Here is a 24,402-nt window from a genome sequence, read left to right as displayed (position 1 = left end):
GGAGCATACAAGGCCACCATGAGGGTCCGTACGATATGAGTGAGTACATTCATGATGTCACCGCTTGGTGCTCCTAGGTGGAAGATCGATGAGTGCCCGGCGCCGATGGTGGTATCCGGTTTCCTTCTTCTTTTGCTCCACCTTGTAGAGCAAGTACTCGATGGTTTCTGGCGTCAGTTTCTGAATCCGAGGGTAATCAGGGAAGCGGTTGATCTCCGGCAATTTGATTCCATCAGGGGTAATGGCTAGGTCGAATCCCAGATACTCAAGCTGCTGCATGGAAGCCGCAATGCCCAGAACTGTTGACTTCACGTAGTCCCAGTTGGGGATAACGCCTTCGATCAATACGCCGCTGTCTGGATGAACCGGGCAGGGCTGGACATAGCCGTCCTTGAGCACCTGTGCATTCCCAAATTCCCCGGAGTCGATATCAATTTGGGCAAGCATGCCACCCTGTGCCGTGTTGTCCACGAAGCCGGAAGCCTCAGTCCCGATACGGAAGTATGCGGTTCCAATCTGTGGGGTAACCCCGTCCCGCTTGAATACGATCATCCGGATGGTGTTGACAGCCTTCGGGTAGATCTCCGCAAGATCGGGATGGGTCTGAATGAACTCCGTGATGAGGTATTGGTTAGTGGGATCGGCGAGGATCCCCTTCACCTCATCGGCCGTGGCAGGCTCACCATTGAGGGTATATCCTCCATCCACATAGTCCAGACGGTAGAACCCATCGCCATGGGAGCCCTCATCCGGTTTCAGTGCGAGAACTCCCTTCTCGCGAGCCAAGCGCAGTATCTCATCGAAGTCCGCACCAAAGCTCTCTGGGCAGTCCATCATTGGAATGACTTTGTTTTCCCCATCGTGCAAACTCGTGAAGTAATAGTAGCCCGGGAAGCATTCGTTGAATTGGGATGCAACGTACTTGATCGAAATCTTGTCTTCGAGCCAGTACTTGTACTTCTTGTTGATATGGCGCAACCACCGGTATTCGAGATCAGAGATGAAGTCCTCACGGTTCTCTTTTGTGATCCCGTATTGGGTGATGCGGTAGGACAGCAGGCCATTACGGTAAGCCCACAGCTTCTTACGCACAGAGATACCGTTCGGCTCTCTAAAATCACGGACCACATCGCCGATCCAACGCACAGACTGATACGGAACGAGCCCCTTTGGGTACACAGCTTGCCCGAAGCTCTTGCGAATTCGCAGCTTCGCATTGTGAAGCCAGCGCCGCGCACGCTTGGAGGCGTTGCGCATATCGGCCTTCTTCATCGCTACACGGCCCTTTAAGAACGCGACCGTCTTAGGAGAGAACGGATAGACGTAGCCATAACTCGGCATTGCGGAGACGTGGGTGATCTTAAATGCATCAGCATTGGGAGCCAGAGTGAACTCCACAAACTCCAGCTGGGGCGCGAACCGGCACATTTCGGTCAACCGCTCAACAATCGTTGGCCATTGCCCGATCAACCCTTGGAACGGCTGGCCGCCCACAGGGTCTGACTCAAACGTGTAGAGCCTCTGGTCCACAATTGCGCGAGCGTCCTTGTATTCACCCGACAGTGGGTCAATGCGACTGAGAAAGTGGACCTTTCGTTCGTCGGTTTCACCTACCTCTGGTTGCGCCTCTGGTTCAATCTCTGACCAGTCATCCGCAGTTGGCCCCGAAATCTCATCCGCATCGTCAACGTCTTGTTGTAGCGCAAGTTGAGCTTCTATTTCACTCTCTGCTTCTTGTAGGTGAGCACCCTCTTCTACCTCAATGGAGGCTCTGACAAGCGTGTCCACATCAACTGCCTGGCGAACATCAACAAAGGCCTCGGCAACCTGAGGAGTAGCTCCATCGGGGTTCATCATGATGACCTTGATACTGCTCACGGCGTCAGGGAACTGAGCGCTTAGCTCACGATCTGCCTCCGCCGGATCTATAAGGACGAAGGAACGGCGGCGTACCCGGCGGCGAAGTAGCATATGGAATTCATCGTGGGTATAGGGCGTGCCATTCACCACGAAGCGGCTGCCGGTATACGAGACTGCAAGCCGCACGCCTCCTGTATACGCTGAGGGGACAAGTGCAACTTCGTAATTGGTGCCGAGCTCGTTGATTAGGAACTGTGCTAGTCCCGATACCGTTCCGGCATAGTTTTGAGCTCGCGGTGATAACGGCAGGATTTGAATATCGCCATCTCGCCACAGGAACTGGTAGTGAGTATCCTCGAAAAGGCCAATGAACGGCTTAAAGATCTCGAGCGCCGAGGCCCGATCTCTTACCCATTTGGCGTACTTTCCGTTAAGCGGATGAATATAGCTATAGTCGCGCTCTGAGATGAAATCCTCTGCATTGCGCTCTGAGATTCCAAGACGAGCGGCCGTTGCTGGCATGTAGCCCAGCCGGTGCGCAGCCTTCCGATGGGCTGCAGAAAACTGATCATCCTGCCGTTTGTCGTCCTCCACGCGATTGACCCAGTTCCGAGCCATTCGCCCAGTGAAGCCAATTGACCGAAGCTGGAAGGCCTCGATCCTCCGGCGATAACGTTCCGCCTTCTCCCCTGCCTTTCCCGCAGCTCGCGCACCTATATGCGGCTGTTCAGATAGCTTCTGGATTCGCTCCTGCAAGAGCCCAAGGAGAAGAGCGTTCGCTTCATCGGAGAACTGCGAAGCACGGGGGTATTCCGGTGAACGCGCAATGTCTTCGATTAGATAGCCTTCGCCAGTCAGTGAAACGTCAACCGAGATGAAACGGAAACCGAGGCAGTCTTCGGAGAATACGCTTTCAATTTCAGCCTTCAACTGTGAAAAATTAGGGATAACTGCGGAATCTTGTAGTGCGCCACTGGACTGATCGATGCGAATCTCCTGAGCAAACCGATCACCAGCCGTCAAAGGCGTGGAATGGGAACCGGAATCTACTTCGAGGAAGCTGTCAACTACCTTCGCCAGGCCTGATGAGTCCTTTGCGATGTAGAGCCGGATCACAGCGTCTGCGTAGCCCAACGCCTCACCGGTTGTTCGCATGGCGTCTTCGCCACTAGCCAGAATCATCGATTGTCCGGCTGACGCCTGGTGGAGATGCTCGAGCAGACCATCTGGACTCTTGATCTCACCATCTATGGCATACGTTTGACCATCGAAGCTCAGCCAGCTTCCTACCCCATGAGACCATGATGCTGGAAGCAATCGAACGATTCCCTCACGCCGAATCAGCGCTAACAAACCGGCCTCGCTTGCATCTAACTGATCAGAATCAGAACCAATACGAGTGACGGTCAGATCATCGTTCCACTTGAACAAACAATAGAAGGTAGGCATTGCCAGTCTGAGGCTTTCGGAGGTTCTCCGTGCCACAGCACGATTGTGGAGCCACCGGAGATTGTTATTGGGCGAGCCTAAGAGATGGAAGTCCTGGCGCGAGATCGCAGAAGGCACCGAAGATGCCCGCGAGCGCCCAAGAGGCGAATGAAATGCCCCCAACTGGATGATGCTCTCCTGACTCTGGTTCGCGCCAGAGTCACCGTTGTGCCAGTCACGATAGAGCTTCTCCGCACTCCGGCGTGCAACCTTCCTGCCGAATCCCTGGCGCACCAGATCCGCGGTGATTGCGCTTATCGCTATGCTCTGTGCAAGTTCTTGAGCCTTCTTGGCCATCATGATCTGTTAGAGGCTCGAACCCCCAACATCCCTCCCTGAAACGAGTTCAATTTCCACAGGTACATATGTAGAAACACGCTTTTCGATTACCGCGGCGGCCTTCTCAGGTAGCCCCTTAGCTTGCCGATTGGCCCAGACGCGGTAATCCTTCAGAATCTCTTTTGTTTTGCCATCGGCGATGATCTTGCCCTGATGCATCCAGATTGAACGCTCGCACATGCGTTCCACGTTCTTGAGGAAATGTGAAACCATGATGACGGTCCCCGCGTTATCCCGTATCTCCCCCATGGCCTTCTCTGCTCTAGCCGTAAAAGTGGCATCCCCGGTGCCTAGAGCTTCGTCTATCAAGAGGATCTCCGGGCGGGACGCAGCGTTGATCGAGAACAAGAGCCGCGCCCTCATGCCGGCAGAGTAGGTATTCATCGGCCGGTAGATAGCATCTCCAATACCCGCCAAGTTCCGCACATATTTAGTTGCCTCAGGTATGTCTTCCGGATCCATTCCCATCGCAAGGCACCCAATCCGAATGTTCTGCAACCCTGATAGGAGCGGAATCATAGCTGCCCCCACGCCTTGCAACTGTGGCTGCGAAGATACGAGGATCTGGCCGGACGTTGGATGCTCAACACCAGCAATCGTGCGTAGCAGAGTAGATTTACCGGCTCCATTGGAGCCAACAAAGGCAACAGATTCTCCGGTTCTGATGATCGTACTAACGTCCGCTACAGCATTGACTACCTGCTTGTGGGATCCCGGAAGGTACCGCTTCAGCCCGCCTTTACCCTTTTGGTCCCCGTTGATCAGAGAGTTCTTGACGGCAGTCTCGTACGTTACTGACACATGACTGAGTACAACCGAGGGGCTCCCCGGCATCGAACCACTGCTGAGACTCCCTTCGAGAGCCTCATCAGCCTCCGGCTTATCGGTTACGGCCATAGGTCTCCTCCCTTGACCAGAAGAGAAGGAAGCCGATCAGCGTGAGGAGAACTGCCCAGCCAATCATATAAACCCAGGTTCCCAGCGAGGGCACCGTCTGGTAGATCAGGAGGTCTCTGTTCATACTGAGGAACACGTATCCCGGGTTGATCTGCATCACGGTGGTAACCAGCGGCATGGACTCGAACATGTTGAGGCTGAAGAAGACTCCAGAAACATAGAACCAAAAGCGTCCAATGAGCGGCCAGATAAACTTCATATCCGGGAATGCCATCGTGATAACACTCGTAAAAAGAGTGAGCCCAAATACGAACACAAAGCCAATGAAGATCACTGGGATGACGATCAGCCAGTGCCAGTTAGGCATGGCATGTGGCGGTATCAGGACAATGAACAGCAGCGTTGCCAAAAGCACTGGGAGAAACTCACGGAACTGCCTGATTGTCCACGAAACCACGATGAGGGCGCGAGGAAACGCGAAGGCGCTCATCAAGTTCTGCGAGTTCCGTACCATCATCACGCCTGATCCGGAGTTCAAGGCGGTACGCATAATGGTGAAGAAGTTCAACCCAACCACAAGGTAAGCCGGGAAGTTCTCTACGCCGCGGCTAGTTTGCAATAGCATCCCGAACACCAGAAAGTAGATCAGTGCATTGAGGAACGGATTGATCACAAGCCAAGCGATTCCCAAAGCAGTGCCATGCGAGCGCTGATACGCGTGTGCTTTGGCATCAGCTATTGCAAAATGGCGACGATCCCATAACCGATGGATATACGCCAAGAGTCCCGGACGCTTCGAAACCTCGTCTAGATCGTCAACCGCAACTCGGACTACTGCAGTCCCAGCAGAGGACAAGGACTCAGCTCCAATAGACGCGCTATCGCCCGGCCTACTGGGCAACGTAGAAGTCAATACGATCGCTCCCGACACGTCATCATGTGCAATTAGCTAACATTAACCATTCCAACAACTCGTCGTGTTCGAATTAATCCGGTCAGTGCCAAGTTAACACGCCGAACTTGAAGACAATTCAAACATACGAACGCTGGAGTATGTACAGAAGATTACACCAATCTAACGGTTTGATAACAATAAACGGATGAGCTTATGAGCAAGCTCTCCGCGGGCGCTTGGCTATTACAAGAAATTCTTGAAACGCCAGTCAGTATCGGCCTTATCAGGTGGTTTCTTCACCCACCGGATCACGTCGGATTGAGGACGTTTGCAATCCGGCAAGGTAACGTAGGTGCGGTGAAACATGACAAGGTCGTTTTGCCCATATCCGTTGCACTTCTTTTTGTCCTGCTCCTAGCCCTCATTGGCTGGCGGACCGAATCGGTACTGGCTCATTCTCACTGGGAAGACCTTGTTGGCTCATCACGTGACCAGATTGCTTCCGCGCAGGAGGCAATCGATGATGCTAATGATGCACTCACTGCCGCCCATGATCAACAGGGAACTGGCTCTGATCTGAGCGCCCAGATCAGCAAGATAGAGCAGCAGGCCAAGACAGTTGACTCATTGGTCAATGACCTCCAGCCGGTTACCTCGTTTATCGATATCAAGGAAGAGGATGAACAAGTCTCAAGCGGAGTTCCCGATCCGCTTGGGCGCTCTGATAATGCAGATGAACATTATGAGATCCTCACTCCGGACAACTTCCGCGACGAATACTCCAAGTACTCAGGAGTCAGCGAGTCACTGACAATCGAAAGAAAGAAGCTCACGTCCCTCACGAAAGCACTGGATGAGGAGCTTGGACGCTAGTTCCTCGAAGACGAAGGTGTGGGCTGCCGATTGGCAGCCCACACCTTTCTATCTATCCAGCTGCTCAGCAGCCCTTTTGACTAGAGGCGCTTTGTATCCAATGCCTGCGAGATCTCAACCATATCGCGCTTGGTGCGCTCGATGCGAGGCACCCACTGGCGCTCATCATGGCCCGTGTAGACCTGGCGAGGGCGGCCAATCTTCTGGGCAGGATCCGCCACGAGTTCACGGTACTGGGCGATCCAGCCCGGCAGGCGGCCGAGCGCGAACAGCGGCGTGAACATCTGGCTCGGGAAACCCATCGCGCTGTACATAATGCCCGTGTAGAAATCCACGTTCGGGTACAGCTTGCGCTCCACGAAGTAATCATCGGAGAGAGCCGTATCCGCGAGTTCCTGAGCGATATCGAAGAGCTGGTTGTCTCCACCAAGGCGTTCCAAGATGTCGTCCGCCAAGCCCTTAACCACTTGTGCGCGCGGATCAAAGTTCTTGTACACGCGGTGGCCGAAGCCCATGAGCTTCACGGAGTTCTTCTTGTCCTTGACCTGACTGACGTATTCCTGTACGGAAACGCCCGAATCACGAATCTGGCCCAGCATGGCAAGCACGGCCTCATTCGCACCACCGTGCAGCGGGCCGGAGAGGGCACCTACGCCTGAAGAAACCGCAGCGTAGACGTTTGCCTGTGACGAGCCAACTAGGCGCACTGTGGACGTGGAGCAGTTCTGCTCATGATCTGCATGCAGGATAAAGAGCTTATCCAGTGCGTTGACGATCGTGGGATCGATCTCCTGCATCTGGTAGGGCAACCCGAACGTCATCCGGATGAAGTCCTCGGTGTAGGAACGCGAGGCGTCCGGGTAAAGAAGTGGCAGGCCGGTCGCGCGCTTTGCGATGTACGCGATCATCGTGGGCACCTTGGACATGAGGAGCGTGGTTGCCAAATCAAGCTGGGCCGGATCCTGAGGATCAAGCGTGTGATCGTAGTAGGTGGCCATTCCAGCAATGCCGGACTGCAGGATGGACATCGGGTGGCCACCAGCCGGGAACGAGGTGAAGAAGGACTTGAAGTCCTCGTGCAGCAGCGTGTGCCGCTTGATCCGGCGTGTGAACAGTGCGAGAGACTCGGGGTCCGGGAGCTCGCCGTAGATCAGGAGGTAGGCAACCTCGAGGAAGGAACAGTTAGCAGCCAGCTGTTCGATCGGGTAACCGCGGTATCGCAAAATACCGGCGTCACCATCGATATATGTGATCTCAGATTCACACGAGGCTGTGTTGGTGAATCCTGGATCCAGCGTCACAGTACCCGTGGATCCCAACATCTTGTTGATCTGGAAGCCATCCATCCCGTTTGTCGCTTTGACGCGGGGAAGCTCTAGTACCTGACCGTCAACTCGGAGCTCAGCGGCTCCATCCTTACCGTTCTCAGTCACTGAAACCTCTTTCTACAGGTTTGTGGCCCTAGGGCCGCATATGGGTGCCTTATGGGCAGTAAGTCCTGTGACCAAACATACGCCCGCAATCGAGCCTGTGCTAGTTACGCTCACGTAGGTAACTGTTAACCCAGCGAGAAGCAATGGTAGACAACGCCCCCTAGTCCCGTCTTAAAGTAACTGAGTCGCTGCAAATGTAAAGATAACTCCAGACCTACTCTCGAAGCTCCACGAGCTCAATATCCTGACAAAATTCAACATTCCAGCACCTACCGACGGTACCTACGGGTGGCTCAAAGCAGGCGCGGAAGTAGCCTTTCGGCAGCCAGTTGCGATCGAAGAAAACGTTGGTATCTACAAAGGGCCTTACAAGCCATTTCCGGGAGGCCGAAAAAGCCACGGCTTCGCATCACTCGGCGCGTTTACCTACAGCTTCTCGCCACTCCCCGAGGGTTTTACCGCGGGACGGTACTGCTCCATCTCCAGTGGCCTGCGTTTCCTTGACTCCTCGCACCCACTCGACACACTCACCACCTCAGCGGCCATGTTCAGGCCGAACAACCACCTGTTCGATCGGGCACAAACTGAAGAGCTGAAGCAGTTCGCGGACTACTTCGAAGTTGCCCCAGATGACTACCCCACTATCGGACACGATGTATGGATCGGCGCAAACGTGACGTTGTCTGCACAGGTCAAGGTAGGTACGGGGGCAGTAATCGCCTCGGGCGCATTGGTCACCAAAGATGTCCCGCCATACGCGATCGTGGGTGGCAACCCCGCCAACGTTATCCGGTACCGGTTCCCTGACGAACTGATCGTCCGTCTCTTGAATTCGGAGTGGTGGAACTATGACCCGCAAGAATTGTTCAGCGAGGATCCCCATGAGATCACGGAAATCCTGAACCGCATCGAGTCGGGCGAGGTTGAACTCTATCAACCGCAGCAGATCATCCTTGGCTCAGAACCGTCAGGTCAGACGAATCAGAATGATAAGCCTGACTCGGGAGGTCGCCTGAAATGGCGCTCACGTCTCCGCGGGCATGGAATTCGTCGTCGTCGGTAAAAACCACCTCACCTAACCCAAGAATTGACGCAAACCCGGTATTAAAACGGCCCCAGTAAACCCAAACAATTCGTTGAAATCGCGCCGGAAAACCCTTGTACTCAAACGCGCGTTCGGGTAGAATGAGGTATGGCAACACGAACGGATTGGGCAACAGTCTCCGAGGAGATCGGGGAACTGTCAGGCCAAGTCGCACAGTTGCACGGCCAGATAATTTCTCTAGCTGCCCGGGTGATCGAAGATGACACCTGGAAGGGTGGGGGAATCCGTTCGGTCGAACATTTCCTAACGCTAAAAACAGGTCTTGACCGGCACACTGTAGGCAAGATGGTGAAGGTCGCTCGCCGCACAGGCGAACTTCCCGAGCTCATGACATCCCTGAGTGAAGGCCGGGTGACGTTGGATCAAGCCGCGATTGTGGCCGCACATGCCCCGGCCTCGTATTCAGCGGACGCCACCGAGATCGCGCAGTATGCAACCTGTACACAACTCCGCCGCGCGCTATCCACATACTTCCGTGGCGATCACAGCACTCCTGACACGGGCCGGGATACGTCTTCGCTGACGATGGGTGTGATTGATGACCAGTTCCGGTTATCGTTCACCACCACTGATCTAGTGGCCGGGAGCCAGGTACAACAGGCGATCCGGGAAGCCAAAGATGCCCTCTTCACCGCGGGAAACACGGAGGCCAGCCTTGCCGATGGCCTAGTAGACGTTGCCGCCCGCTCTCTTGAAACCGTCACCGAACCCTCCAGGCGGAACCGCTATCAGGTCCTCATACACTTGGATACTGATGGGAAGTCGTGGCTTCACAAGGCCGGGGCGCTCCCACACCACCTGACTGAGCGTTACACCTGTGAAGGACAGTTGATCCCGGTATGGGAGACTGAGGGAAAGCCTGTTGCGGTGGGACGAACTCAGCGGATCGTCCCCGGCCGGACGCGGCGGCTTGTTGAAGATCGTGACAAGGGCTGCCGATTCCCTGACTGTGGCTCCACGGCTTATCTCGAGGTCCATCACAAGACCCACTGGCGTGATGGTGGCTCAACCGATCCGTCAAACCTGCTCTGCTTGTGTAGTTTCCACCATGATGAGCACCATAGGGGCTCCTTCACGATCAGCGGTGACCCCGAGCGTCCAGACGGACTCACTTTCCGGAGTCACCACGGCGAGAAGATCACTCCTCGGCCGCCTGACCCGCCACCAGAACCCGATTTGCCGCCACATCTGTGGGAAGACAATCTGGGCGAACACTTAGATATGAGATGGGTGCACTTCAACCCCAATCATCAAAGGGTCCCTATCTAGAACTGCGTAGCAGCGGAGAACTGTGTAATGATGCTGCCTCGCGGCTACTCTTTAGCCAGCTAGGATCGCGGGCAGGCGCGGCATCCGCTCGGCCGCCTCGGCCACACGCTCATCCGTTGCGGTCAGAGAGATCCGGACGCGCCCACTCCCAGCCACCCCATAGAAATCTCCGGGCGCCACGATAATGCCCAGCTCCGCAAAGGCACGAACCAGCCCCCAGCCGTCCACGCGCCCGCTCGGATCGCCTACCCAGAGGTACAGGCCCGCCACGGTATCGGCATCGGAATCCAGCCCGGCGGAAGCCACGGCCTCCTGCAGGATCACGCGCCGCTTCCGGTAGATCTCTTTCTGGGCGGCCACATGCGCCTCGTTGCCCAGGGCAACCGCCATCGCATGCTGCACGGGCGCTGGCATGAGGAAACCGCCGTGCTTGCGCACCTCGCTGAGGGCCGCAATACGCTCGGGATCGCCCGCGATAAACGCTGCGCGATACCCAGCAAGGTTCGATTGTTTGGACAGCGAGTACAAAGAGAACAGTCCGCTGTAGTCCCCGCCGCACACGCGCTGATCGAGGATTGAAGGTGCTTCCGCCACGTCCCAGGCAAGTTCGCCGTAGCATTCATCGCTGGCCACTATCACGTTGTTGGCACGCGCCCACTGGGCAATCCGGCGCAGTTGCTCCACGGAGAGTACGTGCCCATTAGGATTGCCCGGGGAGTTCAGCCAGAGCATCGTGATGCCCGTGGGCCATGCCTCCGGATCGGCACCTGTATCGATCGGCAGCGGAACCGCACCTGCCAGCCGCGCTCCCACGTCATAGGTTGGATAGGCAACCTCGGGAAAGGCCACAACGTCACCGGCCCCGAGGCCCAGAAGCGCTGGCAGCAGAGCCACCATTTCCTTCGAACCCAAGGTTGGCAAAACCCCGGGCGTACCGGCAGGCGCAACTCCACGCCGCCGTACCAACCACTCCTCGATAGCCGAACGCAGCTCGGGAGTGCCGATCGTTGGCGGATAGCCGGGCGCATCGCTCGCCTCGCACAGGGCTTCTTGGATCAGCGCCGGAACAGGATCCACCGGGGTTCCGATCGTGAGGTCTACAGCGCCACCCGGATACTCGGCGGCGCGCTCACGCACGGGGACAAGGGAATCCCAGGGGAAATCGGGAAGCTCAGTGGAAAAAAGCGGCACCGCCCAAGCCCTCCCCTACTTACTCGTCCGCGTTTTGCGGAGGCAGGGCGGCAACGAACGGATGATCCCCACTTATGGGACCAACTGCCGCGGCACCGCCGGGCGAACCGAGATCCTTGAAGAAGTCCACGTTCACATCGTAGTAATTGGCCCATTCTTCGGGGACATCATCCTCGTAGTAGATGGCCTCCACCGGGCACACGGGCTCGCATGCCCCGCAATCCACGCACTCATCGGGATGAATGTAAAGCGAGCGCTCGCCCTCATAGATGCAATCAACCGGGCACTCATCCACACACGCGCGGTCTTTTACGTCCACGCACGGCTGAGCGATGATGTAGGTCATTGATTCCTCTCCAATGCAGTCTAGTTACACGTCACGGCATCAACCGGGCTGTACGTCCAGCTGTATGAGCCGCTCAGATCGTCATTCGTGGTGCCATCGTGGGACACCGTTCTGCTCACGTCCACTGTAAACCCGGCGCCACCCGCACCCGAGGGCACACAGTCCGCTGCGGTGTTGTTTTTCGTTGTGGGCTGACGGTAGTTATACGGATCCGAAGTGGACGCCTTAACGTCCCAGTACTTCGTGGACCACAGCTGGCTGTGCACGTAACCATCGGCCACCCAAGTATCGATCACCACGCCGTAGGGCGAAGTGTTCTTCCACTTCATATCGATCGTACCCTCCCACAGGGTGGCCTCCCGGCCCATCGGGTAACGATCGAAGTACTTGGAGTGGGGCTTGTGCTCCACGTCCTCCATACCGCCCAAGTAGCCGATATTAAACGTGTTCGTGGACAGCTGGGATAGTCCGCCACCCATCGCCGTCGAATTAAACCCGTTTGCCACCACACCGGAGGATACGAAGCCATTTTCCGCCGTAATCGGGCCGAGCGCCTCCTCTAGCGAGAACGTCTCATCCGGCTTGACCAGCGTGTTCGTGATCTTCTTCGTGCCCACCAGCAAGTTCTTGGTGCGCACCGAATCGTCCGTGAGCGGCGTCTTGATCTCCGAGATTACTTCCTTGATGCCCAGCTCCTCGGCATCCTCCGTGGTAAAGTCCGCGGGTACTTCAGTTGGCTCCAGAGCGATAGTCCGGTCCGTATCGTCCTTATTTAGGCCGACGACGGCCTCCGCCAACTCATCCGCGCCAATCCCTAGGCCATCCTCTGATTCAGTGATCTTGGGCGTGGAGTGATCCACGATCTTAATCGTGGCGTCCTTGCCCGGGGTGAGCGTATCTGGGAGGGCCTCCGTGACGGCGTCCGCCAGCTCCTCACCATCAACGTTCAGTGCCAGCTTGCCATCCGATTCCTTGAACGAGGCTGCTTCGGCCAACTGCCCCGGGGTCAGATCCGTTGTTTGGTCCTTCACCGAAACCGTGATGTTCGAAGCAACTAGCGGCTCTGCCACATCCGAGAGGACCTCGTTAGCGGCGTCCGTGGTGATATCCGGTTCGGCTTCCTCCGCAGCTAGGGTGATCGGGGAAGGCTGCGTCAGGAGTTCTTCGGACAGGACAGTACTGGTGGCGTCCTTATCCAGCGCGAGGCCCACCTTGGCCTCTGTGAGTACAGGCTCGGTGCCATCAAAGGCGATGGAGGCGTTCTCCGGCTCACGATCCGTCTGCTCGGCGATCGAATCCACCGTTGTTGCGAGCTGGTCCTCGTCATAGCTGTAAACCGGGTCCACGTTCGATCCGCCCGCCAAGTGCGCCCACATACGCGCCGGGCTCAGCGAGAAGCCCACCACCGAATCCACCGTGGCGTTTTCATCCACAGCAAGCGAATAGTCCGATGGGTTGATCGTGATCGGGTCCAGATCATCTGCGCCCTCAACCGCAAGTTCCACCGGCTGGCTCAACTGATCTACCACGTCCGCCTTGAGCTTGGCGGCTGCAGCGTCGCGGTCCAGACCGCCCATCTTGATCCCGGCAACCTCGGTGCCCTTGGGCACGCGGTCGGCGTAGTAGAACGCTCCGCCAACATAGGCCGCCGCAACCACTACCACGGCCGCAGCCGTGATCCACGGCCAGCGCCTGCGCTTCTTCTTCGTGGGATCACTGCCTTCGTCGCTCGGCGGGATATCGTCGCTCGCTGCCGATGATGCCTCTACCGGCGGCACAACGGGCGGGATCGCCGCAGTCGCCTCAGTTCCCGCGGTTGCCTCAGTCTCAGCCGGTTCCTCGGGCGTTGGGCTGGCCTCAGGGATATCCGTATGTTCGGTGGGAGGCGTTTCGTCGCCGTCGCGTCCAAACACGGCCTCGCCGAGGGTCCGGTCCTCGTTCTCCCTCGAATCATCTTCGTTCACGGGTCTGCCTTCCATCGGTACTATCCCCCATGATTGTAGCTTTAGCAGGCAGTGTGCGGCGGCGCGAGTTGGTCACATGGAGCGGGAGCTGCGTGGGGTACGGACCATGAAGGCCGGCACTAGGGCGGACAGCGGGGCCAGAATCAGCCATGCGTCCGATGCCCAGGTGTAAACGGAGAGCACCGTGTCCGTGGCCGGCGGAGCAATCAGGAGCCAGAAAGTCGCCACCGTGACCCCAATCGCGTAGCCGATCCACGCCGTGCGCTTGCCCCACTCCAAGAGAAACCAAGCGCCCGCCGCCACCAAAACGATCGCAACCAACAGGCCGAGCACCGGCATATCGAGAGGACCCGGGTACGTAACCGCACCGAGCGCTCCCACCAGCAAGCCGCCGATCAGGCCGAGGAACCCTTGAAGCAAACGCATGGGGTCTACTCTACTTCTTCGCCTTCGCGCGGTTTGCCTTGTAGCGGTCCTGAGCGTTCAGGATGAGCTTGCGGATGCGGACGGATTCCGGAGTAACTTCAATGCATTCGTCTTCCGAGGCGAACTCCATCGATTCCTCGAGGGTCAGCCGGCGTGGCGCCTTGAGCTGCTCGAACACGTCAGCCGTAGCCGACCGCATATTCGTCATTTCCTTGGCACGAACCACGTTGACGTCCATATCCTCGTCGCGCGGATTCTCACCAACAATCTGGCCCTCGTAGACCTCTGCGCCGGGCTCCACGAAGAACGTTCCGCGATCCTCCAAGCGCTGCAGAGCGAATGCCGTGACCTGACCGGAGCGATCCGAAACCAGCGAGCCAGTGGCGCGCGAGGAGATCTCCCCCTGCCACGGGGCGTAGCCTTCACCGATCGAGGCAGCGATGCCCGTGCCTCGCGTTTGGGTGAGGAAGGTGGAGCGGAACCCGATCATTCCGCGTGCGGGCACCACAAACTCCATGCGGACCCAGCCCGAACCATGATTGGCCATCGTTTCCATACGGCCCTTGCGGGAAGCCATGAGCTGCGTGACCGCGCCCAAAAACTCCTCGGGGACGTCAATCGTGGTGCGCTGCATCGGCTCCTCGCGCTTGCCGTTCACCTCGCGCGTGACCACCTGTGGCTTACCCACCGTCAGTTCAAATCCTTCGCGGCGCATCTGCTCCACGAGGATGGCCAGCGCCAGTTCACCGCGGTCCTGAACCTCCCACTGATCGGGGCGGTCCGTGGGCAGCACGCGGATTGAGACGTTTCCTACCAACTCCTGATCAAGGCGATCCTTGACCTGACGGGCAGTGAGCTTATGCCCCTTCTCCTTACCTGCCAGCGGCGAGGTGTTGATGCCGATCGTCATGGAGATCGCGGGGTCATCCACGTGAATGGCGGGGCGGGGGCGGGAATCCTCCGGGTCCACCAGCGAATCGCCGATGGTGATGTCATCGATGCCCGCAACGGCCACGATGTCTCCGGCGTGGGCCGAGGCCGTAGAGGTCCGCTCTAGGCCCTTAGTTTCGAGCAGCTCCGAAACGTGCACCTTCGTGACCGTGCCATCGTTGCGGTGCCAGCCCACCCAGGCGCCCTTCTTCAGCTCGCCCGAGTAAACGCGGGTCAGTGCGAGGCGTCCGAGGAACGGGGACGCGTCAAGGTTAGTCACCTGAGCCACCAGCGGGGCGTCCTCATCGTACGTTGGTGCCGGGATGTAGTGGAGGATCGCCTCAAACAGTGGCTCTAGATCGTGGTTGGCGGGTACTTCACCGTCTTCGGGGCGGATCGTGTCCGCATAACCGGCCTTCGCCGCGCAGTAAATCACGGGAATCTCGAGGAGTTTGTCCAGAACGGCATCGTCTGGATCCTCTAGGTCCGAGAAGAGGGAAAGCAGGAGATCCTGAGCTTCGTTCACTACCTCGTCAATCCGGGCGTCCGGGCGGTCCACCTTGTTGACCACGGTGATCACCGGGAGCGAGGCTTCCAGCGCCTTGCGCAGCACGAAGCGAGTTTGCGGCAGCGGGCCCTCGGAGGCATCCACCAGCAGCACCACGCCGTCTACCATCGAGAGGCCGCGTTCTACCTCGCCGCCAAAGTCCGCGTGGCCCGGGGTGTCAATCACATTGATCGTCACGCCCTCAGGCGCGCCAAACTTCTCCGCGGAGGGCCCGGCATAGCGAATCGACGTATTCTTCGCCAGAATCGTAATACCCTTTTCGCGCTCCAGATCGCCCGAATCCATCACGCGCTCGCCCGTCTTCTCCACGGTTGCGCGGGCGTCGAATGCGCCGGCCTGCCACATCATCGCATCAACAAGAGTTGTCTTGCCGTGATCAACGTGTGCCACAATCGCAACGTTTCGAAGGTCTTTACGGGTGCTCCGGGTGCTCATCTAATTCCTTGAATCATGCACCCCGGCTCTCGCGGAGCGCGTCTTTGCACGGCGCTTATGCGCCAACGGTTTACTCTACGCCCGCAGATGGGCAGTGGCATAGGCGAATGTGAGCTGGTGGGGACGGTTTTTCGTCACATCCGGGTGGTTTAGCCCATTGAGCCCTCGGTGCCGATCAGTTCACGAGCTCAAGATCCGTATGGGAGAAATCTTCACCAACAAACAAGAGCGGCTCGTTCAGAGCTTTTGCAGCAGCGTAGGTGAGGCAATCGCCAAAGTTGAGCTTGGCTGGAGATCCAGATCCGCGGCCGAATTGTGCAAAGGCATGCCGCGCCCATTGCAGTTGCTCAAGATCCACCGGAAGCACCTGAACTCCTAGCTTCTTGATAAAGAGATCAACTAGTTCCGGGTCCGTCCTTCCTATCACCATTGTCAGTTCTAACACCGAACATGCGGACATCCGAAGCACACCAGCAGCCTCAATGTGTCTTTGTAAATCATCCGCTGTAGGTTCGTTACGGAGGATGGCCACGGCGGCAGACGCATCAATGATCACTTGGGGAGCCCCACCTCATCATAAAGGCTAGCTTCATCTATCCATTCGCCCATAGTCTTGCTAGCCCTCTCCTGCAACTCTCCTACTGCATCTGCCAGCCGCGCGCCTTCGCGCCGTTCCCGCCCGAGCGTTTCCTCTAGGGCCTGCCGAACAGCCGCCGTTGCACTGGAACCGCGAATCGCGGCCAGTTCACGCGCCAGCTCATGGACTCGGGGATCTTTGATATTCATCGTGGTCATGCAGTAATTCTACCTTACGGTAGAACCGTTTTGCTATGCCGAGATATCGATGATTGTCAGAGATTTGTCGCCATCTCCGCCGTGGCGGGCCTCTGGCGTTGTGACAGTGACCTTTCAGTTCTCGCAGTCCGTCTTTGGGCGTGACCGTACCGGCTATGACCTCTCGCACGGGTCACCCTCACACTCGACGGGGCACTCTCACACTCGACGGGGCACCCTCACGGTGGGAGGGGAGCACCCTCACCCAAAAGAGAAGCCGATCCCCACCAAGAGCAGGGCAACGCCCACCACCAAGCTGGCCGCGGACATAACTTCTACCGATTTCGTGCGCTGCCGAGGAAATGCACCGTCGGCCGGGTCATCAAAGTTGGGTTCGGTAGCCGCACGCGTTCCGGGGGCCGGCTGATGCTTCTTGGACCGCTTGTCCTTCAGGTAATCGTGGGTGTACACGCTCTCGACTAGGCCAATCGCCTGATTCATGTCCGCCCAGTGCTTCACCGTTCCTTCGGTGTGCAGGGGCAAGCTGGCGGATTTGGGGGTAGACCTTCCAAGGCGATGCTTCTCCCCCAGCTCTTCGCGGCCTTTCGAGATTCCGCCGCTGCCCGGGTAGGATGCCACAACATCCTTGGTATCGGTGCTCACGAGGTACATCCCGAACTTAGTCTCCAGCTCGCGATAATGATTCCAAGGAACCGCCACCCGAAACATCCAGTTTCGGGTCTCAATGCCCGCCGGGGTCACCACCACCCGTGGAAGGATAAAGACTGAACTGGCAATGCCCACCAGCCCGAGCGCCGCAAGCCCTGGCGGCAGATAGCTCGCCTCCACCGGATCGAATGCCGTGACCACAACCAGCACCGCCCCAAAGATGATGAGCAAGATACCCTTGAGTACTTGGGAGCGGTTGCGGAGTACGTAGGTTGGGCCCTGATTCATGACTCATATTCTTTCATACCGCGTGCATGCCTATTCCGTCGTCGTCGTTAAAAAGGAACTGGCCCGCCGCATACGCGACGGGCCAGCCCCAAACTACAAACCTAGAACTTCAACTCGGAAACCTCGTAGCCGTAGGAGCGGAGCAGCTCGTGACGGGCATCGCGGCGGCGGCGCTGCTCATTCGGTTCGGGAACCGGAGCGGCAGCGATCAGGCGCTGGGTGTACTCCTCCTTGGAGTTGTGGAGTACGTCTTCACGCAGGCCAGATTCAACAGCCTTGCCATGCTGGAGAACCACCACGCGGTTAGCCAACATGTCCACAACCGCCAGATCGTGCGAGATGAAGAGGCAGGCAAAGCCCATATCCTCCTGCAACTCGGACAGCATGGCGAGCACCTGAGCCTGAACCGAAACGTCCAGTGCGGATGTGGGCTCGTCCGCGATAAGCAGGTGGGGGCGAAGTGCCAAAGCGCGGGCAATACACACGCGCTGGCGCTGGCCACCGGAGAGCTCATGCGGGTAGCGGTTGAAGGTGGAGCGCGGGAGGGAAACGGCGTCTAGCAGCTCGTGCACACGAGCCGTCTGAGACTTCTTGTTGCCTTCCTTGTGCACCACGAGGGGTTCGGCGATACAGTCGCCGATCGGGAAGCGCGGGTTGAGCGAGGCCGCGGGATCCTGGAATACCACGCCCACATTCTTGCGCCATGCGCGCGCCTCCTTCGGCTTCATGCCCACCATGTTCTGGCCGAACATCGTCACCTCACCGGAAGCCGCGGGGAGCAGCCCGAGGATGCACTTGCCGATCGTGGACTTTCCGGAGCCGGATTCGCCCACAAGCCCAACGAACTCACGCTCGGCGATGTCCAGCGAAACGCCGTCTACCGCACGGAACGGAGCCTTACCGTTGCGCTGGTACTCGATCACCAGATCCTTGGCCTCAAGCACCTTCTTGGACAGATCGATGGGGGCCTGCTCGGCTACGTCGATGCCCTTCTGATCGCGGCCGCGTCCGAGGTGGGGCACCGCGTCCAGCAGGCGCTTCGTGTACGGGTGAGTCGGGTGATTGAGCACCTGATCCACGGATCCAGATTCCACGATGTTGCCCTTGAACATCACGTGCACCTGATCGGCCATGTCCGCCACAACGCCCATCGAGTGGGTGATGAGGAGAATGCCGGTGTTCAGCTTGTCCTTGAGGGAGCGCAGAAGGTCCAGAATGTCGGCCTGTACGGTCACGTCAAGCGCCGTGGTGGGCTCATCGGCGATGATCACCTTGGGGTTACACGAGATCGCGATGGCGATCACCACACGCTGGCGTTGGCCGCCGGAGAGCTCGTGGGGGTAGTGGCTCATGCGCTCTTCGGCGTTGTCCAGCCCCACCATCTTGAGCAGCTCGACGGCGCGCGCCTCCGCGTCCTTGCCGTATGCAAGGTCGTGGATTTCCAGCGCCTCGGTCATCTGCCGCCCGATCGTCAGCACAGGGTTCAGAGCCGTCATGGGCTCCTGGAACACCATGGACACTTCCTTGCCGCGCAGCTCCCGCATCCCACGCGAACCAAGCGTGCGGATCACATGATCGGACACCTTGATCGCGCCGTCAATGGAGGCATTGCCCGGCAGAAGCCCCAGCGCCGTCATGGAGGTAACAGACTTTCCGGAACCGGATTCGCCCACGAGCGCTACAACTTCGCCCGGGTGAACATCGATCGAAACCCCGCGGACCGCGTGGACGCGGCCGAATTCGGTTTTGAACTGAACGTCTAGATCTTCGAAGGAAAGCACTGGTTTCCCAGAGTCTTCGTGGATAACAACAACATCCTCTGCCTCCACGGATTCTCCCTCATGATCGGGAGATGTGGGCTCGTTCTTGTTGAAGAAGCTAGCCATTACTTCACCTTGCCCTTCTGACGAGGATCAAACGCGTCTCGTAGGCCGTCTCCAATGAAGTTCACGGTCAGAGCGATCGCGAGGATCATGAAGGCCGGCACGAAGAACAGCCACGGGCGCGTGGAGAACGTTGTCTGGTAGTCGGAAATGAGGAGGCCCAGAGAGGTATCCGGTGGGCGCACGCCAAATCCGAGGTAGGACAGGGAGGTCTCCAGCAAGATCGCTGCTGCAATGGACAGAGTCGCGTTCACGATGATGGTGCCAAGGCAGTTCGGGAGGATGTGGCGAACGATGATCCGCCAAGAGCTGGCGCCCAGTGCATCGGCCGCCGCCACGAACTCGCGTTCGCGCAGGGACATCACTTCGCCGCGAACCATTCGGGCCAGGCCCGTCCATGAGAGTAGGCCGAGCATGAGGGCCAAGAAGAGCGGGCCCATCGAACCAGTCATTTGGCCGATGATGGCCGCGAGGATGAGGAGCGGGATCACGATGAACATGTCCGTGATGCGCATGAGCAGGGATTCAACCCAACCGCGGAAGTATCCGGCGAGTGCTCCAACAAGAGTGCCGATCAACGTGGACACAATGCCCACAACCAGAGCGATCATGATGGAGATCTGCGTGCCGCGCATGGCCAACGCGAAGTAGTCCTTACCCACGTTATCTTGGCCGAAGGGATGGTTGCCCCACGAGAACAAACCGATGGTTGGACGGCCGCCGTTTTCTACAGGCATTGGCGTCTTGTACCCGTGCGGCCACCAGCCGGGGAACGGGCCAAAGCCGATGGATGTGAAGGCTACGATCACCACAATGAGGAATACGACCATTGAGACCATGGCACCACGGTGATGCAGGAAGCGGTTCAGAACGATGCGTCCCTGAGAAAGCGACTTATCCGTTGTTGCGTCTAGAACTTCGTCATCAAGCTCAACGGCGGAAAACGATCCGCCACCAACTGGCCTGTTATCAGGTGTTTTAGTCATACCGGCCTCACCTCCTAATCCGTGGATCGATATACGCGTATGTAATATCGGCCAACATGTTCATGAGGATGGCCGCACCTCCAGTTACTAGGAAGAAGGCCATCACTGGTGCCGGGTCAACTTGGTCCAAGGCAACCTTGAACATGTTGCCCATTCCCTTCCAGCCGAACACCGTCTCGGTGATGACCGCGCCGCCGATAAGGCCGGCGAAATCGAAAGCGATAATCGTGGTAATCGGGATCATCGCGTTTCGGAAGGCGTGACGGGTAATCACAGTGTGCTCGGGCAGCCCCTTCGCACGGGCCGTACGCACGTAATCCTGATTGAGAACTTCCAGCATGGCCGAACGCGTGTATCGCGTGTAGGAGGCGATGGACATGAGAGTCAGCGAAAGCGTGGGTAGCAAGAGATGCGTTGCCACGTCAGTGAACTGGAGCCAGAACACATCGCCACCGCGGAAGTTAGGCGTCTCAGAGCCGATCGTTGAGATCGGGCGGCCCGAGGAAAGTGACGTGTAATCGGACCAGTAACGCATCATGAAGTCCATGAGGCATGCCATCCACACTGAGCACACGGTCCAGACATTCGCCCAGATGACGCTGCGGCGGGCGTATCCGCCCGTGAAGTATCCGAGTGCCACAGCGATCGCAACGAACCCGACCAGCAGGATAAAGAGGAAGCCCCACGTGGGCTCCCAGAGCTGGCCCTCAAAGATCTGAAGCAGAAGCACTGCAATCACGGCGGAACCAAGCGTGTTGTACAAGGTTCGCTTATTAGACGTTCCAGTGAACAGAGACGTGAAGAGAATAGCTGCTACTACTCCAACACCCAGCGGTAGCCAAATGCCGATCGTCGGATCGTTCATGAACCCGGTTGCCGACATGAATTGGAGGACCGCAATAAGAACAGCGAACGTGACACCGAAGGAGATAAGCCTGCGCTTCTTGTTCCCGGCGAGCATTGCCTGAATAAAGAGGGCGAATAAGGCTGCGATGATCAAAGAGGTGACCAGCGATATCGTTGGGTCTCGAAGCCAGTTATTGAATCTGATGGCGCCGTATTCCTTCAGCAGCACCGCAAACACGAATGCCGGCAGTGAATAGAACACAAAGGCAGCGAATGTCACGGTGTAATCGAAACCGGAGTACTGGCGGATCGCTGTCATCATTCCGAAGAAGATGCCCAGCACGATGGCAAGAACCGTGGCAAGAACGACCAGGCGCATTGTCGAACTGACTGCCAAGCCCAACATGTGGTTGACGCTCTGTCCGCTGCGGTTAATGCCAAGATCGCACTGGCCCTTGAAACAGCCACCTACACCGGTGAGCCAATCCCAGTAGCGGGTATACCAAGGCTGATCCAGACCCATCCACTGGGTGCGTTGCGCGATGAGGTTATCGCGATTGGGATCGGTGCTCTCACGAAGATCTTTCAGGGGATCACCCGAATTAATCGTGAGGATGTACATGATCGCCGAGGAAATCAGCATGATCACTGCCGAGATTCCCAAACGTTTTGCTATAAATTTGAACACTAGGAGAACTTCTTTCAGACGGGGCGCAAGTGGCCCTTGACCGTCCGCGATAAGGCGTTGGTCTGTTCTCTTGACGAGAAGATACCTCAGCCTATAACTCTCACACCACTGTGGTCATATCAAGTGCCGCAGATTACAGAAACTTGCAGCCACGGTGTTCGGTGGTGCCGGACTTATCTCAGAAGGGCGAGGCAGAAATTCTTCTGCCTCGCCCTTGAGCCGTTAAACGGTTATGGTCAATGGTTGCGTGTTAGGCCAAGTGGCCTATCACCAGGTCCACTGCTCGGCGTTCCAAGAAACACCAGTCTGAACCACGGTTTGCTCCACGTTCTGCAGGCCATCGGTGTAAGCGATGATTCCTGGATGAGCGAAGAGCGGGATACCGTACAGATCGTCCCACAGTTCCTTCTCAATGATCTTCTTGGAGCTCAGCCATACCTCGGGATCGAGGGACTGGTTCACCTTCTGCCACTCTTCGTCAACAGTATCGTTGGCGTAGGAGAGCATGTTCTGGTTTCCATTGGAGGCGTAGATGTTCTGGCCGGAAACGATCTGGCCAGAGCCGGACCATGCGAACAGAGCAACATCGAAATCGCCGTTGGACCAGTTGCCGCCATCGGCCATGAACTCGGCGGAGCCGACGTCCTCAATGGTGATGCCAGCATCTGCACAGGAGGCCTGAATAAGGGAGACCTGATCAGTACGGCGCTGGTTCGGGCCGGAGTATCCAATGCGGATGGTCGGATTATCGATACCGGACTCTTCCACCTTCTCCTTGGCCTTATCGATATCAACTTCGTCGTAACGGCCATCGTAGGAGGCCTCAACAACATCGGCGTAATCTTCGTCAGTCGGGAAGTACTCGCGAGCATTCATGACTTCGGCATCGGGGTTCAGTGGCTTGATCAGCTTATCCACGATGTCCTGACGCGGCACGCAGTAGGCAAATGCCTCGCGCAGTGCCAGCCCGCCTTCATCCTCAGCGAAGATGGAGCTGCCGCCCTGGTTCATATCGAGGTGCTCCCAAATGAGGGTAGAACCTTCGGAAGTAACTACGCCGTCCATGGCCTCGAGCTGATCGAGGGTGTCCTGCGTGGCCTGAGGCTCAATAACGTTAACGTCCTCATTGTTCAGAGCCTGAAGCATGGCCTCCGGGGAGATCTGCTTGACAACAAGCTCCGTGGTTCCAGCTGGCTCGCCCCACCAGTCAGGGTTGGGCTCGAGGGTAACGTATTCGCCAGCCTTCCAGCCGCCTTCCTTCAGGGTGTAGGGACCCCAAGAAGGAGCCTCATCGGGTGAAGGAACTTCGCCAGCTTCGCTAGTCCATCCGTTCCAAGCCTCCGCAGCCTCTTGGGCTACGTCGAAGTCCTCATCCTTGAACGCTTGGAAGAGCTCTTCCTTGGTCATATCAAGCTTATCGGCAATAACGTGAGACGGCAGAACGCCAGTAACAACCAGCTCCCAATCGGGGTTCGGAGCGTTGTACTCAATGGTGAATTCCTTATCGCCAGCCTCGCACTGCGGGCCCTCGGGAACTGCGTTGGCGTAGGTCTCGGGACCCGATACGTGATCGAACAGAGACGCGGAATCGCTGCCCGACTCCTCCAGACCGTCACGGATCCACTCTGGGTTCTGGGCAACCCAGTCCATGTAGAAGTCTTCGCAGGTGATCGGTGTGCCACCCTGGTAAACGGCGTCATCGCTGATCGTGTACTTGATGGTGAGTGGATCTTCAGAGATCTCCTCATAATCACCAAGATCGGTGCCGTGCTGCCACACGCCTTCGGTATCAAACCAGCCGAAGCCCGGCATCATGCGATCGGTAATGGCGGTGTTCCACGTGGAATACGTTGACGCCTTAAATGTGTTGTAACCGTCGAACTCATCCTGAGCCACGGTGAAGCTGATGGGGCGGTCCGAGGTTTCAGTAACCTCGGTCTTCCCGCTGCTATTGTCGCTTGAGCTACAAGCGCTGAGCACCAGCGTTGCTGCTGCTCCGACTGCCACTAAAGAATAGACCTTCTTCATGGAGTCCCCTCCCTTTTTAGTCATGCTCTGTTTATGGTCCAACGGAGAAATGCGTGACAGCCGATGAGGTGTGGCCATCGCTCCATTGGATCAGGGCCGAACATATTCACCCTGAATGGTTGCGTAGATCATACACTGAGCTAATGGCTGAGTTTCAATCCGTGTCGCCATCCGGCCCGCCGTTTCCTTTCGTCAAGATGACATCCGCATTTCTGTCATGT

General features: G+C 57.5%; 19 protein-coding genes. 3 read left to right on the top strand and 16 right to left on the bottom strand.

The window, feature by feature from the left end; translation table 11 throughout:
* Nucleotides 1-57: 57 nt before the first annotated feature.
* The 3 genes from DD236_RS03090 to DD236_RS03080 are packed head-to-tail and all read right to left on the bottom strand — an operon-like array spanning nt 58 to nt 5,485.
* Complete coding sequence (locus DD236_RS03090; RefSeq protein ID WP_109092886.1) at nt 58-3,648, bottom strand: sugar-transfer associated ATP-grasp domain-containing protein; 3,591 nt, start codon at nt 3,646-3,648, stop codon at nt 58-60.
* Nucleotides 3,649-3,654: 6 nt separating this feature from the next.
* Nucleotides 3,655-4,584, bottom strand: a complete 930-nt coding sequence (locus tag DD236_RS03085) for an ABC transporter ATP-binding protein (RefSeq protein ID WP_109092885.1) — start codon at nt 4,582-4,584, stop codon at nt 3,655-3,657.
* Nucleotides 4,568-5,485, bottom strand: coding sequence for an ABC transporter permease (locus DD236_RS03080; protein ID WP_165819808.1), 918 nt, complete (start codon nt 5,483-5,485; stop codon nt 4,568-4,570). The genes DD236_RS03085 and DD236_RS03080 overlap by 17 nt, the downstream gene beginning before the upstream one ends.
* A gap of 351 nt (nt 5,486-5,836) precedes the next feature.
* On the opposite strand from DD236_RS03080, the gene DD236_RS03075 reads away from it, so the two are divergent.
* On the top strand, nt 5,837-6,352 hold the full coding sequence (locus DD236_RS03075; protein WP_133246046.1) for a hypothetical protein: 516 nt from the start codon (nt 5,837-5,839) through the stop codon (nt 6,350-6,352).
* An 80-nt stretch (nt 6,353-6,432) separates the two neighbouring features.
* On the opposite strand, the gene DD236_RS03070 is transcribed toward DD236_RS03075, so the two are convergent.
* Nucleotides 6,433-7,785: a citrate synthase gene (locus DD236_RS03070; protein WP_109092883.1), complete on the bottom strand. Its 1,353-nt coding sequence runs from the start codon at nt 7,783-7,785 to the stop codon at nt 6,433-6,435.
* A 544-nt stretch (nt 7,786-8,329) separates the two neighbouring features.
* On the opposite strand from DD236_RS03070, the gene DD236_RS03065 reads away from it, so the two are divergent.
* Nucleotides 8,330-8,848 (top strand): CatB-related O-acetyltransferase, encoded by a 519-nt coding sequence (locus DD236_RS03065; RefSeq protein ID WP_109092882.1) that lies wholly within the window; start codon nt 8,330-8,332, stop codon nt 8,846-8,848.
* Nucleotides 8,849-8,977: 129 nt separating this feature from the next.
* Nucleotides 8,978-10,159, top strand: a complete 1,182-nt coding sequence (locus DD236_RS03060; RefSeq protein WP_109092881.1) for an HNH endonuclease signature motif containing protein — start codon at nt 8,978-8,980, stop codon at nt 10,157-10,159.
* A gap of 51 nt (nt 10,160-10,210) precedes the next feature.
* Here DD236_RS03060 and dapC read toward each other — a convergent pair whose 3' ends face one another.
* The 12 genes from dapC to DD236_RS03000 all read right to left on the bottom strand — a co-directional run bounded on the left by dapC (nt 10,211) and on the right by DD236_RS03000 (nt 24,205).
* Complete coding sequence (gene dapC, locus DD236_RS03055) at nt 10,211-11,350, bottom strand: succinyldiaminopimelate transaminase (RefSeq protein WP_109092880.1); 1,140 nt, start codon at nt 11,348-11,350, stop codon at nt 10,211-10,213.
* Nucleotides 11,351-11,369: 19 nt separating this feature from the next.
* Nucleotides 11,370-11,696 (bottom strand): ferredoxin, encoded by a 327-nt coding sequence (gene fdxA, locus DD236_RS03050; RefSeq protein WP_109092879.1) that lies wholly within the window; start codon nt 11,694-11,696, stop codon nt 11,370-11,372.
* 20 nt (nt 11,697-11,716) lie between these two features.
* The gene (locus DD236_RS03045; RefSeq protein ID WP_165819807.1) at nt 11,717-13,660 is read right to left on the bottom strand and encodes a VanW family protein; all 1,944 of its coding nucleotides are present in this window, start codon (nt 13,658-13,660) and stop codon (nt 11,717-11,719) included.
* Between the two features lie 72 nt (nt 13,661-13,732).
* Complete coding sequence (locus DD236_RS03040) at nt 13,733-14,086, bottom strand: hypothetical protein (protein WP_109092877.1); 354 nt, start codon at nt 14,084-14,086, stop codon at nt 13,733-13,735.
* 10 nt (nt 14,087-14,096) lie between these two features.
* A complete protein-coding gene (gene typA / locus DD236_RS03035; protein ID WP_109092876.1) occupies nt 14,097-16,019 on the bottom strand; it encodes a translational GTPase TypA in 1,923 nt (640 codons plus the stop codon).
* Between the two features lie 175 nt (nt 16,020-16,194).
* Nucleotides 16,195-16,575, bottom strand: coding sequence for a type II toxin-antitoxin system VapC family toxin (locus tag DD236_RS03030; protein ID WP_109092875.1), 381 nt, complete (start codon nt 16,573-16,575; stop codon nt 16,195-16,197).
* The gene (locus tag DD236_RS03025) at nt 16,572-16,814 is read right to left on the bottom strand and encodes a type II toxin-antitoxin system VapB family antitoxin (protein ID WP_123072369.1); all 243 of its coding nucleotides are present in this window, start codon (nt 16,812-16,814) and stop codon (nt 16,572-16,574) included. Before DD236_RS03025 ends, DD236_RS03030 begins: the two co-directional genes overlap by 4 nt.
* A 240-nt stretch (nt 16,815-17,054) precedes the next feature.
* Nucleotides 17,055-17,750, bottom strand: a complete 696-nt coding sequence (locus DD236_RS03020) for a PH domain-containing protein (protein ID WP_109092874.1) — start codon at nt 17,748-17,750, stop codon at nt 17,055-17,057.
* A 101-nt stretch (nt 17,751-17,851) separates the two neighbouring features.
* Nucleotides 17,852-19,636, bottom strand: coding sequence for an ABC transporter ATP-binding protein (locus DD236_RS03015; RefSeq protein ID WP_109092873.1), 1,785 nt, complete (start codon nt 19,634-19,636; stop codon nt 17,852-17,854).
* The gene (locus DD236_RS03010; RefSeq protein ID WP_109092872.1) at nt 19,636-20,619 is read right to left on the bottom strand and encodes an ABC transporter permease; all 984 of its coding nucleotides are present in this window, start codon (nt 20,617-20,619) and stop codon (nt 19,636-19,638) included. The genes DD236_RS03015 and DD236_RS03010 overlap by 1 nt, the downstream gene beginning before the upstream one ends.
* A 7-nt stretch (nt 20,620-20,626) precedes the next feature.
* The gene (locus tag DD236_RS03005; protein ID WP_109092871.1) at nt 20,627-22,153 is read right to left on the bottom strand and encodes an ABC transporter permease subunit; all 1,527 of its coding nucleotides are present in this window, start codon (nt 22,151-22,153) and stop codon (nt 20,627-20,629) included.
* A 267-nt stretch (nt 22,154-22,420) separates the two neighbouring features.
* Entirely contained in the window at nt 22,421-24,205 is a 1,785-nt protein-coding gene (locus tag DD236_RS03000; protein WP_243409889.1) for an ABC transporter substrate-binding protein, read from the bottom strand.
* Between the last annotated feature and the right edge of the window lie 197 nt (nt 24,206-24,402).

This window comes from Ancrocorticia populi, assembly GCF_003123745.1.
Lineage (GTDB): Bacteria > Actinomycetota > Actinomycetes > Actinomycetales > Actinomycetaceae > Ancrocorticia > Ancrocorticia populi.
This window is presented reverse-complemented; position numbering and strand designations above follow the sequence as displayed.

Excerpts from the sequence above, each read along its gene's own strand:
- DD236_RS03040 (WP_109092877.1), bottom strand. The coding sequence starts at position 14,086 with ATGCGTTTGCTTCAAGGGTTCCTCGGCCTGATCGGCGGCTTGCTGGTG.
- DD236_RS03060 (WP_109092881.1), top strand. The coding sequence starts at position 8,978 with ATGGCAACACGAACGGATTGGGCAACAGTCTCCGAGGAGATCGGGGAA.
- DD236_RS03000 (WP_243409889.1), bottom strand. The coding sequence starts at position 24,205 with ATGACTAAAAAGGGAGGGGACTCCATGAAGAAGGTCTATTCTTTAGTG.
- DD236_RS03020 (WP_109092874.1), bottom strand. The coding sequence starts at position 17,750 with ATGAATCAGGGCCCAACCTACGTACTCCGCAACCGCTCCCAAGTACTC.
- typA (WP_109092876.1), bottom strand. The coding sequence starts at position 16,019 with ATGAGCACCCGGAGCACCCGTAAAGACCTTCGAAACGTTGCGATTGTG.
- DD236_RS03085 (WP_109092885.1), bottom strand. The coding sequence starts at position 4,584 with ATGGCCGTAACCGATAAGCCGGAGGCTGATGAGGCTCTCGAAGGGAGT.
- DD236_RS03090 (WP_109092886.1), bottom strand. The coding sequence starts at position 3,648 with ATGATGGCCAAGAAGGCTCAAGAACTTGCACAGAGCATAGCGATAAGC.
- fdxA (WP_109092879.1), bottom strand. The coding sequence starts at position 11,696 with ATGACCTACATCATCGCTCAGCCGTGCGTGGACGTAAAAGACCGCGCG.
- DD236_RS03065 (WP_109092882.1), top strand. The coding sequence starts at position 8,330 with ATGTTCAGGCCGAACAACCACCTGTTCGATCGGGCACAAACTGAAGAG.
- DD236_RS03025 (WP_123072369.1), bottom strand. The coding sequence starts at position 16,814 with ATGACCACGATGAATATCAAAGATCCCCGAGTCCATGAGCTGGCGCGT.
- DD236_RS03010 (WP_109092872.1), bottom strand. The coding sequence starts at position 20,619 with ATGACTAAAACACCTGATAACAGGCCAGTTGGTGGCGGATCGTTTTCC.
- DD236_RS03015 (WP_109092873.1), bottom strand. The coding sequence starts at position 19,636 with ATGGCTAGCTTCTTCAACAAGAACGAGCCCACATCTCCCGATCATGAG.